We start from the raw sequence: 15262 nt of genomic DNA on the forward strand, positions 1-15262 counted from the left end.
TTTATTTATCAAAAACTAAAACGATAGCCGGCGTTAACCTGGCGCTGGTTGAAGCGATTTCCATTTACCATATCTCCTTCGATAAAAAGGGTATGGTTACTGATTTGCGCACTTACACCGATACCGTTATTCAAGCCATTACCTTTAAATGAGAGGCGCTCATCTGAACCATTCAGAGCAAAAGCAGCATCCCCGCCAAACTCGCGTAAAACACCTGTTTTGACATAAGTATTGAGTTTGTAGTTGCTCTGATTGACTTCATAACCTGCCAGTACGCTGGCTCTTCCCATCATCGATTTGTAACTTGAGAGATCAATGTTGAGGCCATTCGACGCCCTTACTGAGGTTCCATCCTGATGACCTGCAGTCAGCTGAAGCTGTGGTTCCACGTAAAAACCAGTAAGTTCGTCAGAGAAGCTGAACTTCTTCCCGGCTTCGAGTGATCCACTCAGGCCTGATGAAACACCCTGTCCGGATACGCGATTATTCTGTGTATCGCTGACATCGAATTGATTTTTCAGGCGGTTGAATTTCAGTACACCATCCAGATAGAAACCAGCATCATTCAGCCATGTGCCGTAGATACCAAAATGTTCAGATTTGGTCGTGCCATCGCCAGCACGATAATGAGGCGAGCCCTCTGTTGCTCCCATGAACAAACCCAGATAAATCGGCAGATCATCGGACAGGCGTTTATCTATCCCAAACTGATAGCCTGAATAATTCATGCTGAAGTTGCTCAGCTTGCCATTGGCAAAACCACTGAAACGCCCATCCATCCCGCGCAGCCAGACATTGCCGCTCGTCTTTCCCTGGCGCACATCACCCATACGCTGCATCAGAGTCTGCATTTCGGCATAATTCATCAGATAACCGATGTTAAGGAAGTTGGCACCTGCATTCGCTGTGCTGGTGATGGTTGAATTGTGATTTTGTTCTGCTGGCTGTGTAGGATTTCCATTTTCTTTAATGTCTTCATCTGAAGCAGGTTGAATGATGTTATCCGTTGGGACTACGGGGTGTTGGTCTGCTGAGGGGATCTCATCTGAAGCAGGTTGAATGTTGTTATCCGTTGGAATAGCGGGCTGCTCATCTGCAGCAGGCGTTTCAGGTGCTTTTGGCGATGAGAGAACCCAGTTAGTACCCTGTTTGTTGACCGAATAGACATAACCACCCAGTTCAACGTCGGTGTTGCCCCTGAACGTCGCGATACCATCCGTAGTCTCAACAACGGTCAGCACTTCATTACCTGTGGTAATGGCACTGCCGCGGTTCAGAATATTCAGACCGTACTCACCTGTGCTGCTTTCGGTCACCACGATTTTGTCGCCAATATTATTTACCCCTTCACCATCGCCGACCAGATTGGTACGAAGGGTAAAGTTGCCGCTACCGCTCAGGTTAGCAATGGTCAGAGTGGAGTAGGTCGCATCGTCTGTTGCTGCAGAAAGATCTGCCAGTGAGTTATTTAATGTCAGGTTATCAAGATTAGATGTTTGACTAACGTTCCATGTGCTGTTGGTGAGACTGACGTTTAAATGACCGCCATTCACATTATCGCTGGTAGCACTACCGGACCACAGTGAACCCTGCTCTAAATTAAGATCAATCAGGCCCGCCAGCGACACCACGCTGCCGGTAATTTCCGCTTTCCCCTGGGAAGTCACAACGCCTGGTGCAAACCCTTCGGCGTAAAGTGTTGCTATTGCTACTCCGTCCGGAGAGGCCATATCGATAGAGAGATCGCCTGTCAGATTGGTCTGGCCACCATTCCAGGCAACAACACCTATTCCTGTATCAGGGCCGGTGATGCTGATGTCTTCGCCATTAATGACGCCTCCCCCCAGAGACCAAAGGCCTCTGCCGACCATATCTGATTGTCTAAGAACTATATCTGTGTTAGCCAGGTTGATCACTGCACCTGTCGATTGGGCGGATGCGCCATAACCGCCAGACTGAATGGTGTTGCGTTCCTCTTCAGTACCTGAAAAGTTGAGGGTGACATTATTATCCATAGCAACAAGGCCGCCAGTCTGCGCTGAAGAGATTACGCTGCCTGCGCCGACATTTATCAGGCTATTTTCTCTGGCTGAAATGCCAGGAGAAGTCGTGCCAGATGTGCTGATTGTCAGATGATCGGCAGTCAGTTCACCCAGGCTCCAGATGCCTGCAGAAGTCTTACCTGTAGTGATAATGGTTGAGTGGCTGCCCAGATCAACCGAGCCATTATCCTGAATATTGATGCCCTGCGAGGCATCGCCCAGAGTATTAATGGTCAGCGCTTCCGCTTTAAGCGTTGCGGCACCATTAATCGCATCACCGGTCAGTGTATCCACCTGTACACCATGACTGTTGGTTCCGTTGGTCTGTATACTACTGTCACTGCCTAAATCAACGTTTGAGCCGTAACCGCTGACGCGCAGTGCAATACCGTTGGTGCCCTGGGTACTGATACTCGATGCTTCGGCCTGCAACGAGGATTGATTGCTTACAACCACTCCCTCTGCGTAAGCAATACCTGATCCAATCGATGTGACGGAGCTACCGGATCCCAGATTGGCAGTAACCTGTTTTCCACTGAGCTCCATCGCCACTGCGGATATGCCTGAAGCATTGAGAATTAATTTATCAGCAGTAAAGTGACTGTTCGCAGCCTGGATGAAAATTCCCTTAGCGTAATGCTCTGGGTCTTTCACCGTGACTGTGCTGCCCGAACCGGCTGTTACTTCAGCAGCGGTTGCACCTGTTACAAGAATGCCATAATAACCATCGCCAGATGACTGATCGGCGATTAATGTGGTACCATCTGCCAACGTAATATCTCCGCCTCTCAGGCTTCCGACAATAGCCGCCGAACTAACAAGGGGCAACATACCCATTCCTCCGGCCAGCACTATCGCTTTTACGCGTTTATTCAGGTCAGTATTATTATTCATATCTGTAACTCTTCCTTAAGGTTTTATTAAAGGGCTAAGGGGCTCTGAAAGGTGTCAAACAGGCATGCCATTTCGCACTTCATACGCTTCTTTGGCCCGATACGAATTAAGCGTTTTGTTAATTAAATCCATTAATAACAGCGTGTTTACTAAGGGCGTCAGGATTATGCAGGTGAGGCGTTAATTATGTAAAGGGAGTGAAAGTATGCGTCTTTTGACGACAGGTTAAAAGAATCGAGGTACTAAAAAGAATTTTCATTGAAAATTAAGCTTATGTGTTAACTATAACTCGGGAAGTCTTGTTAATTATTATTACAGTCATTCTCTTTTGGGGTTTGTTTATTATGTTTCGCAGGTCAGTAATGAGAATGCCGGCAGTAATAGGTGTTGTTAAGAGAGGGTTTAGCGCGTGGGTGCTATCATTATTAGATGCTCAGATAAACACCCGGTTTTTCCACAAACTGGCCAGAAACGAATCTGAAACGATGGTCTATGAAAAACGCATGACGAAGAGCGAATTAATTAATGCGCTCATCGCTATTACGCTTTGTGCCATAGCATGGTGAGCATGAAAAACGAAGTCTCACTGACCTGAAAATGATGCTGAGAGAGGGTTACATGAAAATCATAAACAGAATAACAGTCGGCTCCCTGATACTGGCCACACTACAAATTAGTGCCTGCACGCCCCATCATGCCGAGCCACAGCGCCTGGTAATGCGGAATCCTGCAAGTCAATGGTGCCTTCAGCGTGGCGGACAGCAGGTAAAGGATGAATTATCGAACACCAGCACACTCTACTGTCTGTTACCTTCAGGAGAAAGGATTGAGCAGTGGGCGTTGTATCATCGCGATCACCCGCAATAATCACTTTCCAATTTCCCTGCCAGCAGGATTATCAAAAGCTATTGAAATAAATGATAATTCTCCTGAGGCTCTGTCTGAGCTCAATGCTGGCTAAATCTTTGCAATACCCCGGATCATTTGTCGCAGTCCTTTTTCTGGACTGCTACCGATTTCTGCTGCCTTTCTTATTTCGGGCTTACTCCAGGAATGGGTTAGCCGCGTTTTTTATGTAAACCATACACAGGATTGGTTAATCCCATTAATGATTTTGAACATTATTCCAACAAAGAAAAATAAGCTTTTAAGATAAAAATTAATCTCACGATAGATAAAAATACTGACTCTGAAATAATAAATTATTTTTTATCATGAAGTGTTTTTTTATATCTATCTTGATCTCATTTGGCACTCGCCCGGCATGTCTTTTAAGAATTATATTAAATAAGACATTTTTAATCCATTTTGGCAATGGGTTTTTATGGCCTTTTAATACAATGAGTTATCAAATATTTTACGCTAACCTGCCTCCTTTGATTGATCTGAATCAATATCTTTATAAAACTCAGATTCTATTACCGATTGTCATAATGATACTATTTCATTAATTAAGGTATTTTTCTTAAATAATAATAGCCTCATGAGGATAATCCATTGAAACACTTTGGAAGCGTAGCGTTATGTTGCACCTTCTTTATCTGCACCAAATCTTATGCAGGCATAATGCGACACGATATTGATGTGCAGGAATATCGCGATTTTGCAGAAAACCTGGGGAGTTATTCGGTTGGTTTGACAAATATACCGGTTTATAAGACAGATGGTACGTTATCGGGGTATCTTGATTTCGCCATGCCTGACTTTGGCGGTGTATCCTCTATGGGATATGCAACACTTATATCTCCTTCTTATGTCGCCAGTGTGAAGCATAATAGTGGTTATAAAAGCGTATCATTTGGCAACGGTGCTCAATATGCCGCAACCTATAACCTGATTAATCGTAATGAGCATAGTACGGTGGATTTCCACCTGCCACGACTGAACAAAGTAGTCACGGATGCCTCTCCTTATACTTACGTAACGAAGTCAGACTTTCTTGCCGATTATAAGACACGTTATTCATGGTTTACCCGCCTTGGAACGGGAACTCAAGAGCAGGTCAGCGATGATGGAACTGAGCGTATCAGACTTACCGGAGCTTACGACTGGAAGTCAGGCGGCACCATAAGTACAGCCAACGTTCGCGACATGTCTAACAACACTTATTTACGTTATTACAATCTGGGGCCTGATGACGCAGATACGACTCCATTGTCCATCGGTGCTAACTCGGGCGACAGTGGCAGCCCGGTATTTGCCTGGGATGATATTAATCAGCAATGGGAGTTGGTTGCAGTGCATGGAGGCTATGACTCTGACGCTGGGATTTACCGGAAACGCGCAGTAGCGGTCTATATTCCGGATGAATTTATTTCTTCAATTCAGGAGGCTAATGTCTCGCCAGATGTTGTGGATACTGATGCCCGCACAACTATTTTCTGGGATAGCACATCACTCTTTCAGGGGCCGAATTCATGGTCGTGGCTGGGACTGGCTGAAAAATATAATAGCCTTTCCCCTTCTCAGGCCACCAATGAAGAGCTCGATGCCACCAAAGATCTCCGCTTCAACGGTGCTGGCGGACTCATTACCCTGAATACACCTATCAACATGGGTGCTGGCAAACTTCAGTTTTCCAGCGATTACACTGTCGCGTCTGCCGACGGCGTCAATGCGACCTGGGCAGGCGGCGGCATCGAAGTTGACGCAGATAAAGAAGTCCTGTGGCAGGTTAATGGATTGGCCAGCGATGCCATGCATAAAATCGGCGCGGGAACACTGCATATCAATGCAACTGGCAAAAATCCGGGTTCACTGAATGTGGGAGAGGGTACGGTTATCCTCGATCAACAGGCTGATGCTTCAGGCAATAAACAGGCGTTTTCTTCAGTCACTTTAGTGAGTGGCCGGCCAACCGTGGTGCTGAATGATGCAAACCAGGTTGCTACTGATCAGATCTTCTTTGGTTATCGTGGTGGTCGTTTAGATTTGAACGGCAATGCACTCAGCTTCAGGAAAATTAATCATACCGACAGTGGCGCTAAGCTGGTCAACCACAGTGATACCGCGGCAACGCTGAATATTACGGGCTACACCGCCGCTGACGTTCCCTTTTATAAATTTACGGGTAGTAACCCTAAGGGAACACCAGGCACAATCTATGTATATAATAATCCTTACACTAAAGATACTGAGTACTTTCAGTTAAATACATCATCTTACTGGTATTTTCCGACCGATAAATCCTCGACGGCGACCTGGACGTATCTTGGTACCGACGCGGATGAAGCCATTAATCATCGGCTGACGCAACTCAACATTCAGGTGTTCCGCGGTTTTCTGGGTGAAACGCTGGAGAATGCGCTGAACGGCGTCATGAACGTTAATATTTTGCCGCGCAACGCCACGGCTATTACCGCACTCACCGGTGGTATGAATCTGAACGGTAATCTGGATGTTGCCAGCGGTACTGTGGTCCTTTCTGGGCAGCCAGTTCCACATGCGGGTGGTGTTGTCGTTGATGACGACTGGAACACTTCACTGTTCAAAGCCGATCAGATCAATGTTGGCTCCGGAGCGCATTTCCAGGTGGGGGAATACGCTGGTGTTAAAGCCAACATTGTTGCTGCGGATTCGTCAACACTCTCTTTTGGCTATAACGATAGCGAGGTGGCAGGCGAGAAAAGCTGGCGTTGCTTTTCTGCCATCTATTCTGATGATGTTTCCTGCAGTCAGCCAGTGCGAAGCGCTGATGCACTGGCACTGCTGCCCGCCAGTGAAGTGGAAGGCGATGTACAGCTGGCTAACAATGCCTCACTTTATCTTGGTAAGGTTAACTATCAGGGGGCCGTGACATCAACAGGCAGCAGCCTAATGACGCTGGATGCCAATGCGAACTGGACGATGACCGGCAACAGTAATGTCAGTTCACTTCTGGCGAAACGTGGTTCGACACTTTCAATGGTGCCTTCAGGCAGCTGGAGCGCCAAAACACTGAATGTCGATACGCTGGATGCGACCGGGTTGAATCTGATGTTAGGCGTAAAACCTTCCACACTGGAAAGCGACAAACTGATTGTAAAAAATTCGGTGAGTGGTGGCGACAACCTGCTGGACGTAAGTCTGCTAATCGGAAGTGAAGAGGAAGTTGCGCTGACCAAGGATCTGGTGATGGTGGATGCACCTGCTGGCATCTCACACAGTTATTTCTCATTCGCCGACAGTTACAGTGGATTCAGCGTTTACACACCCAATTATCAGGTGAAAGACGATAACGATCGGGTTTTATGGGTGCTGGAGAGTAATAAGTCGGCTGAACCTGACCCCATCCCGGAGCCAACACCTGCTCCGGACGTGACGCCTGATCCAGAGCCAACGCCTGTTCCGGACGTGACGCCTGAGCCAGAACCGACGCCTGTCCCGGACGTGACGCCTGAGCCAGAGCCAACGCCTGTTCCGGACGTAACGCCTGAGCCAGTACCGACGCCTGTTCCGGACGTGACGCCCGAGCCAGAGCCGACGCCTGTTCCGGACGTAACGCCTGAGCCAGAGCCGACGCCTGTTCCGGACGTGACGCCCGAGCCAGAGCCAACACCTGTTCCGGACATAACGCCTGATCCAGAGCCAACCCCAGCACCGTCTGCTCCGACAGAGGATACCTCGACTGCCGAACAATCTGCTGCTGAGAAAGCGAAAGCTGAAGAAGAAGCTAAATCCAAAGCGGAGGCTGAAGCAAAGGCCGAAGCTGAAGAAAAAGCGAAAGAGAAAGAGGAAGCCGCGAAAGCAGAAGAGGAAGCCAAAAAACCGGCGTTCAATCCGGATGATTGGTTCTCTGTTTACGACAACCTGCCACTGATCCAGCGCACGCGTGCCTTAATCGCCTCGCGGCAGTACATTTTCAGTGAAGCGGTCAGCCAGTTGCATAACCGCACTGACAGTCTGCGCGCCTCGCCAGAAAGCAGCGGATCATGGGCAACAATAGAGCAGAAAAAAGGGCATTTTCTTGGACTCGACGTCAACCAGCAAACACTAAATGTGGGCTGGGATACCCGCAGCGACACGCAAACAGCTGGTATCAGTGCTAGTTATACGCAGGGTGAGGTAAAAGGGGAGGGTCATGAAAAACATCGACTGGCTACTGTCGGTGCATTTTATTCCTGGCAGGCTGATGGAGGATGGTTCTTTGATGCGGCCAGTCGTTATATGTATCTGAATCAGGAGATAACGCTGGATCCTGCTTTAAATATTAATGGCATGAAAAAGGACAGCCATATGCTGGCAGGCAGCCTGCGCACTGGCTATGAGTTTGCGCTGGCTGACGATACGCTGTTTATCTCACCGTTTGTTGGTGTGACCGCAGGTGTCATGTCCGGCTATACCCTGAAAAGGAAGGATGCGTCAGTTTCGTTAAGTTCATCCACACCTTACTTCACCAGCAGCGGGTTCATGGTGCAGAAACGCGGTCTGGCCGCATTAATGCCGAATATTAACGTCAGTGCCAGTCTGGCCTATCAGTATTCACCTGGTAAAAATGGTTCCACGACCACGCTCTCCGATCGTCAGTCAAACCGGCAATACAGCGCCTGGTCAGATAACCGTTATCGTGGCAGTGTAGGGCTGGAAGGAATTGTCGCGCCTGGCCTTTCACTAAATGCGAAAGTAGAGAGCAGTTTTGGTGGTGAATTTAAAACGGATTACAGTGGTATGATCGGCCTGTCATATCACTTCTGATATCCGTGTCTGAATAATATCAGAGCATCACTGCATAAAGGGGTGATGCTCTGACTTATCGATACATTATCCCTGCTGGAAAGTATCAGTCTGCGGACGTACCTGTAAGACGAAAAAGGATAATCAGCAGTGCAGTAATTTTTCAGCGGATAATGTATTAATGTTAACTTCTTCTGCTTATTTCAGCGTCAGCAAACTAATCGCCAGACTTCCGCAGGCACTTCGTTGTAAGTCTCATTCATTATTAGTTCGGCTTTGCGATGATCGTATGCGCCCTCAAAAGAAGAGAGATCGTCAGAAGGAAGTTTTTTCCGCATATAGCTTGTCACAATATCCAGGATATCGGTTGACGGGCAGTTTCTTAACTTATTCAGATAGTAGATTTTGTTCATAATTTTTTGCTGAAGTTAACCTGTAAAAATGAGCTTATGCGCGGTCTTAACTTTATCAAAGCTGACTCGCTGTGCTATCGATGCTGCCAGGAAAATAAATAAGAACCTGACAACAGATATACGTGTGTCCTTACGCACTGGATGCGTTCAGATGCGCAGTGTCGCCTCTGACGCTTCACTGACCTGGCTAAGCGGAAGGTTAAAAAATCAGTTTTTACCTTAGTGTATTTTTAATTTATTGTTTTTTTTTATTATTTTTTATGTGCAGCCCTGCCGTAATCCCATATCAGATTGAACAGATAAGCATAAACCAGAAAAAACAGCACCAACCCACATTCCAGTTTCAGCGCTGCGAGTAGCGTAATGCCCAGCCACCATGCTGCAAAAGGGATCAATACGAATAACAGACCTGCCTCAAATAAAACAGCATGGAGACATCTTATTCGCCAGTCTTTTTTAAATCCGGTTCGCAGCTGAATGCTGTCAAACATCAGGTTGAACAGATAGTTCCATCCCATCGCCAGCGTCGATGAAACTATGGTCAACAGTGCCGACTGTGAAGGTGCTGCCGAGGCAAAAATAATCAGAATGATGAAAACCAATACATTGGCAACAACTTCGAAAATAACAGCGTGCAGCACTCTTTCTGTGGTGGTGCGCACTGGAGATAAACACTGTTCCAAACCACGCTCTCATTAATCAGTCAGACACCGTTACCGGTGGAGATAAAATTCAGGATGGCCTACTGCTCAGTCTGCTTATATTCAAAGCGCTGGACGTTTTCCTGCCTCAAACCGATGAGAATTTAGCATCGCACTGTCATAAAGTGAAAGCGTAACGGGAAACTACCAATAAAAATCCAGGCAGGCTTGATATTTATCAAACCTTATACAAAACGTGCTTTATCAGTGATGCGCCTTAGCATACCAGCTCCTGAATTACTTTTTCTGTTCAACGACACGGGCCCAGAATGGTTAATCTGGAAAGTTTCTCACTGCATGCGGTGATGCTCTGTCGGATTCGAGGCGATGATAGCAACTCTGAAATTGAGTGGAATATTAAAATAACAAATTGAGTATATATAGATTTATATTTTAATATTTAGGAGGTAAGTAGTTTTAAAAACTGTATGTCGGTGTTATCTGACGTCCTGAGGCGATTGCGATACAGAAGTGCAGAGTAAAAGTGAGGCTGCATGAGGTTAAAAGTGGTTTGTCCGCTGTGCCATTATCAATAGCCTAAACAGATTCAACGGCTGGCATCTATAACGAAAATACGGCCCCCGGTGGAGAGTATGAGGTGATGGTTTGCTTCATAACGCGTTCTCGGCTGTATAAATCATGAAGTCTACTTTTCCACTAGCATACTCATCGGGTTTCACTTTCTGCTCCAGATAATTCAGCATCAGCTGTACCGCCAACTGAGCATGCTGCCGGGTATTCTGATCCAGCGTCAGCGCAACGCTCTGCTGCGCCATCAGCTTGCGTGTCGTGGCGTAAAGTTCATGGGTGACCCAGACGCACTGATTCAGCTGGCGATGCCGTGCCAGCGCCTGTCCGATTTCGGTATTCCCCAGCCCGGTGTTGTAAATTCCCAACAGATTTCCGCTCCGAACCAGCTGTTTCTCCAGCAACTTACTGATTATGTAGCGATTTTCCTGAGCTGCCAGAACTTCACGCAGCTCAAGATGGGGATAGCGTTCAGTCATCAGCGTGCAAAATCCTTCAATGCGCTGACGATGCGCGCTGTAATCCCTGTGACCACTGACCATCAATACCTCACCGGGCTGATGCAGCATTTTACCCATAAGCTGAGCGGCGGTGCGTCCTGCCTGCAACTGGTTGATCCCGACATGACAGAGCCGGGCAGCACCAGGCAAATCGGTGACCAGCGAGATCACAGATACACCACGCACCTGGCAATGTTCCAGCGCCTCATAAATCGCCGGATGCTCATGTGCAAAAACGATCAGTCCATCCCGTGTCTCTGCTCCCTGTCTGATAAGCCTGGCCAGTCGCCCGGGCTGTGCTTCCGGAACAAAGGTGCGATGCAGCGTTAACCGGCGATAGCCCAGATGGGAGGCGATCTCAGTAAAATCCTGAGCCAGTTGCATAAAGAAAAACGAATCGTTGCTGCTCAGCAGCAGTTCTATCTGCCACGGATGACGATGCTCTTCAGGGAGGATACGCTTCAGACCTATTTCCCGTGCTGCCTGCAGTACTCTGTGAACCGTCTCCGGCGCGACGCCGCCACGTTCATTAAGCACCCGATCCACGGTTGCCAGTCCCACACCTGCCCGTCGGGCGACCTCTTTCAGCGACATGCCGCTCTCCTCTGAGGTAAACACCTCAAAACATCATGCCGTAAGTGTAAAACGCCGCGTTATCCTGCCGGTGCAGCTTTCTGCCGGACTATGATGGAGTTCAAATAAATGAATAAAAAGCAACGTGTTGCCCTGCTGGGGTGTGGCTTTATTGGTGAAGTTCATGCCGCGAATCTTCAGGCCCATCCCGGAGTAGAGCTGGTGTGGGTGGCGGATGCGGAACCGTCGCGCGCTGCCGACTTTGCGACCCGCTATGTTGCTCGGGTCGCGTCCGTGACTGAAGCGATAAACGATCCGCAAATTGACATGGTGCTTATCGCCAGTGCGACGCCAACCCATGCGGATTTGCTTGAAGCCGCTGCCCGCGGCGGTAAAGCAATCTACTGCGAAAAGCCGGTCGATCTCTCTCTTGAGCGTGCCCGTAAGGCCGTGGCTAATGTCCTCCCTTACAACGTGCCGGTCACGGTGGGGTTTAATCGCCGTTTTGATGTCAGCCATCAGCAGCTGAAGCAGCAACTCCGCCAGGGGCGGATTGGCGCGGCGGAACTGATTCAGATGGTCTGCCGCTCTTCGGCCATGCCGCCGCTGGCCTATCTTCAGGCATCCGGTGGCCAGATGCGCGATCAGGCTATCCACTTTTTTGACCTCCTGCGCTGGCTGACCGAAGAGGAGGTGACGGAGGTGGCGGCGATGGGGGCCGCGCTGGCACTGCCTTCGATTAGCGAATTCGCCGATGTGGATACCAGCACGCTGCTATTGCGGCTGCAGAGCGGGGCGCTGGCACAGCTCGATAATGCCCGCCGCACCGGCTATGGCTATGACGAACGCATCAGTGTGATGGGGTCAGACGGCATGCTGGAATCGGCCTCTCAGCCGCAGCGCGGCGTCAGCTGTTACCAGGGCGCGCAGGTTCAGCAGCCTGGCCTGCTGCCAGACTGGTTCAGCCGGGTGCAGCCAACCTATTATGCACATCTGGACGCATTTATCCGAACGCTGAACGGAGAGCAGGCTGGGGATCTGCCTGGTCTGGAGGATGGCCTCAGGGCACAGGCGATTGCGGAAGCCGCGGTGATGTCCCTGACAGAAAGGCGCTTCTGTCAGGTGGAAAACGTGCTGATCTGATTCGGCATGGTAGACGGACAAAAAAATAAGTTTATTTTTATTGAATAGAAACCGGTGCTGAGCTGTTTACCGTATAGCGCCGCGCTGGCGGAGTGCCTCTGGCAGGCTTAATCAACTGCGCATAGCGGGTGCTGAACTGAAAATGTTGCGTATCCTGCGCTACGAACAGACGTCAATTGCGCAGATCGCCTGGCTGCACGCGGATTATGGTCCGATGGCGCTCTGTATCTCGCCCGCATCGCACAACACGAACCCAATTGCCCGCCAACAGCGTCACGGCATGCAGCTGGCCTGGTGGACGCGCGACGGTTATCAATATGAGCTGATTGGCCGCAACCCCTCAGCGCAGCTGGCGTCTGCCGCTGAAACATTGCAGGCAGCGCTTACCTAATCCGGCGGCATACGCGCGGTGACGGTCAGCGCGGCTCTCTGACCTGCGCTGCAATCTTAAGCGCAATATTTACCCGATCGTCAACTACCCCGACCAGCCGATCCATACCGAAGGCGGAGCGGGAGATGGCGGTGGAAGCATGCAGTGCCAGCAAGCGAGAGGCAGGAATGAGCGTCTTCCCGCTGTCCAGCGAGGCCAGCATCACCACCGGCCGGCTGACAGCTTTAACCGTCAGCGTGCCAAAAATCCGGTAATTACCGTCACCCAGCGCAGCCACGCGACTGCTGACGAAATGAATCTGCGGATAGCGCTCTGCATCAAAAAACAGATCACTTTTTAGTTGCCAGGTTAACAGGCTGTTCGAGGCGACCAGCGTTCCCACCGGAATATTCACTTCAATACGATCGTCACGATCTTCATCAGGATTAAGCGTAACCATGCCGGTCACGCCCTGCAGTCTGGCCTGCGAAAAGTCATGTCCAAAGGCACGCCACGAAAGCCCAATCGACGTTTTATCGGGGGTAATGGCATAGGTTACCGGCGCGGCACAGAGCACCGGGCTGATCAGGGCAAACAGAGTGCATAAACAGGCGACACGTATCATCACTTTTTCTCTTTCAGAAAGACCAAACGTTAATGCCTGAAACCGCGATCTTATTAGCACTGCTTTTACCACAGAGGCACAAATAATCTGAAAGATATTAACTGACTGTCACATCAGATTCACCAAAATGTAATGATTATTCCGGAGGCGGAACATTAATAACAGGAAATATTAAGAATACATTAAGACGACTTTATTAATCTGTCATTTTACTTAAATCCTGACTGGAGTCAGGTGATGACGTTGAGGCGGCAATTCATCATCTGAAATTAGCATTTTTAATCAGTAAGTTGCGTTTTTATTCTGAACGGGGGTTGTTGTCAGTCAAGCTATATCTGAGCTGGCAACAGGCCGGGCGAGCTGTTTTATAAACAAAATATCAATAAATCAAAAAGAGTTGAGTGCCGGGGAAATATTATTGAAATAATAGTGAACTTTTCAGGAATCCATTAACTGAATCCCTGTTGATTTTATTGTAATTAAACCTATTCATTTAATGTTCAGTTAACTTTCATACGTTAGCTTGTATTAGCAGTCCGGTAACCTTAATTCCATAACGGGAAACCTGTTATGGCTTATCCGCCTGCCAGACATTGATAAATCGCTATTCCAGTTCTTTTCCGGCGTTGTATCCGATTAACAACGCGCGACAGTTTATGGGTTTGATTTGCAGGAGTTTTAGCATGGATTTTTTGCCATTTTCCCGCCCTTCATTCGGTGATGAGGAGCTGGCTGCTGTTAAAGCGGTATTCGACTCCGGATGGATAACAACCGGGGCGAAATGCGCCGAACTGGAGCAGGCCTTTGTTCAGCTGACCGGCAACCAGCATGCCATTGCAGTGAGCTCGGCTACTGCCGGGATGCATGTCACGCTGATGGCGATGGGGATCGGGCCTGGCGATGAGGTGATCACGCCGTCCATGACCTGGGTTTCAACCCTGAACCTGATTACGCTGTTGGGTGCCACGCCCGTCATGATTGATGTCGATCCGGACAACCTGATGGTGACGCCGGAACGGATAGCTCAGGCCATTACGCCACGCACCCGCGCCATTATTCCGGTGCATTACGCCGGTGCGCCCGCCGATATCGCACCGATCTATCAGCTGGCTGAGCAGCATGGCATTGCCATTATTGAAGATGCGGCTCACGCGGTGGGCACGACTTATCACGACAGGCCGGTCGGGCATCGCGGCACGGCAATCTTCTCGTTTCACGCCATCAAAAACATCACCTGCGCGGAAGGCGGCCTGGTCGTGACCGATGACGCCGCTCTCGCCGATCGTATCCGCAGCCTGAAGTTTCATGGCCTTGCTGTGGATGCATTTGATCGTCAGACCCAGGGGCGTCTGCCGCAGGCGGAAGTGATGATGCCGGGCTTCAAATACAATCTGCCCGATATCAGCGCAGCGATTGCGCTGGTTCAGTTACAGAAACTGCCGGGCTTTATTGCACGCCGCCGTGAGATTGCCGAACGCTATCTTGAGGCGCTGCGTTCGCTGCCCTTCACGCCGCTTTCACGGCCAGAGTGGCCACATCAGCATGCGTGGCACCTGTTTATTATCCGTATTGATGAACAACGCTGCGGGCTGTCCCGTGATGCCTTTATGCAGGCACTGAAGTCGCGAGACATCGGCAGCGGCCTGCATTTCCGTGCAGCGCATACCCACAAATATTACCGCGAGCGCTATCCCGATCTGCGTCTGCCTGCCAGTGACCGTAACAGCCAGCAGATGTGTTCAATTCCGCTGTTTCCATCCATGACGGATCAGGATGTAGAACGCGTGATTCAGGCTTTACATGACATTGCCGGAGCCTGAG

General features: G+C 49.3%; 9 protein-coding genes and 1 pseudogene. 5 read left to right on the forward strand and 5 right to left on the reverse strand.

Features of this window, described 5'->3' with window-relative positions:
* Positions 1-8 precede the first annotated feature (8 nt).
* Positions 9-2936 (reverse strand): autotransporter outer membrane beta-barrel domain-containing protein, encoded by a 2928-nt coding sequence (locus tag AC6I8C_RS21595; protein ID WP_497823827.1) that lies wholly within the window; start codon positions 2934-2936, stop codon positions 9-11.
* Positions 2937-3653: 717 nt separating this feature from the next.
* Here AC6I8C_RS21595 and AC6I8C_RS21600 point away from each other — a divergent pair.
* Both AC6I8C_RS21600 and AC6I8C_RS21605 read left to right on the forward strand, forming a co-directional pair.
* Positions 3654-3803 (forward strand): DUF333 domain-containing protein, encoded by a 150-nt coding sequence (locus AC6I8C_RS21600; protein ID WP_223811700.1) that lies wholly within the window; start codon positions 3654-3656, stop codon positions 3801-3803.
* 699 nt (positions 3804-4502) lie between these two features.
* Positions 4503-8609, forward strand: coding sequence for a S6 family peptidase (locus tag AC6I8C_RS21605; protein WP_497823828.1), 4107 nt, complete (start codon positions 4503-4505; stop codon positions 8607-8609).
* 188 nt (positions 8610-8797) lie between these two features.
* Here the strand turns inward: AC6I8C_RS21605 and AC6I8C_RS21610 are convergent, their stop codons facing one another.
* The 3 genes from AC6I8C_RS21610 to AC6I8C_RS21620 form a co-directional block, all read right to left on the reverse strand.
* Positions 8798-9001, reverse strand: coding sequence for an Hha/YmoA family nucleoid-associated regulatory protein (locus AC6I8C_RS21610; protein ID WP_033785255.1), 204 nt, complete (start codon positions 8999-9001; stop codon positions 8798-8800).
* A 251-nt stretch (positions 9002-9252) separates the two neighbouring features.
* On the reverse strand, positions 9253-9684 hold the full coding sequence (locus AC6I8C_RS21615) for a PACE efflux transporter (RefSeq protein ID WP_497823829.1): 432 nt from the start codon (positions 9682-9684) through the stop codon (positions 9253-9255).
* Positions 9685-10313: 629 nt separating this feature from the next.
* Complete coding sequence (locus tag AC6I8C_RS21620) at positions 10314-11324, reverse strand: LacI family DNA-binding transcriptional regulator (protein WP_497823830.1); 1011 nt, start codon at positions 11322-11324, stop codon at positions 10314-10316.
* 108 nt (positions 11325-11432) lie between these two features.
* On the opposite strand from AC6I8C_RS21620, the gene AC6I8C_RS21625 reads away from it, so the two are divergent.
* A complete protein-coding gene (locus tag AC6I8C_RS21625; RefSeq protein ID WP_497823831.1) occupies positions 11433-12446 on the forward strand; it encodes a Gfo/Idh/MocA family protein in 1014 nt (337 codons plus the stop codon).
* A 112-nt stretch (positions 12447-12558) separates the two neighbouring features.
* Positions 12559-12837 (forward strand): annotated as a pseudogene (locus AC6I8C_RS21630) (anti-sigma factor family protein); the annotation flags it as partial.
* Positions 12838-12862: 25 nt separating this feature from the next.
* Here AC6I8C_RS21630 and AC6I8C_RS21635 read toward each other — a convergent pair.
* A complete protein-coding gene (locus AC6I8C_RS21635) occupies positions 12863-13441 on the reverse strand; it encodes a YceI family protein (protein WP_497823882.1) in 579 nt (192 codons plus the stop codon).
* 683 nt (positions 13442-14124) lie between these two features.
* On the opposite strand from AC6I8C_RS21635, the gene arnB reads away from it, so the two are divergent.
* Positions 14125-15261, forward strand: coding sequence for a UDP-4-amino-4-deoxy-L-arabinose aminotransferase (arnB, locus tag AC6I8C_RS21640; protein WP_497823832.1), 1137 nt, complete (start codon positions 14125-14127; stop codon positions 15259-15261).
* The last annotated feature ends 1 nt before the right edge of the window (position 15262 follow it).

The sequence above is a fragment of the Pantoea sp. X-Soil-YNGN-844 genome (genome assembly GCF_059730595.1).

What these genes read in the sequence shown, in the direction of transcription:
- AC6I8C_RS21595 (WP_497823827.1), bottom strand. Translation starts at nt 2,936, where the DNA reads ATGAATAATAATACTGACCTGAATAAACGCGTAAAAGCGATAGTGCTG.
- AC6I8C_RS21600 (WP_223811700.1), top strand. Translation starts at nt 3,654, where the DNA reads ATGCGGAATCCTGCAAGTCAATGGTGCCTTCAGCGTGGCGGACAGCAG.
- AC6I8C_RS21605 (WP_497823828.1), top strand. Translation starts at nt 4,503, where the DNA reads ATGCGACACGATATTGATGTGCAGGAATATCGCGATTTTGCAGAAAAC.
- AC6I8C_RS21610 (WP_033785255.1), bottom strand. Translation starts at nt 9,001, where the DNA reads ATGAACAAAATCTACTATCTGAATAAGTTAAGAAACTGCCCGTCAACC.
- AC6I8C_RS21620 (WP_497823830.1), bottom strand. Translation starts at nt 11,324, where the DNA reads ATGTCGCTGAAAGAGGTCGCCCGACGGGCAGGTGTGGGACTGGCAACC.
- AC6I8C_RS21625 (WP_497823831.1), top strand. Translation starts at nt 11,433, where the DNA reads ATGAATAAAAAGCAACGTGTTGCCCTGCTGGGGTGTGGCTTTATTGGT.
- AC6I8C_RS21635 (WP_497823882.1), bottom strand. Translation starts at nt 13,441, where the DNA reads ATGATACGTGTCGCCTGTTTATGCACTCTGTTTGCCCTGATCAGCCCG.
- arnB (WP_497823832.1), top strand. Translation starts at nt 14,125, where the DNA reads ATGGATTTTTTGCCATTTTCCCGCCCTTCATTCGGTGATGAGGAGCTG.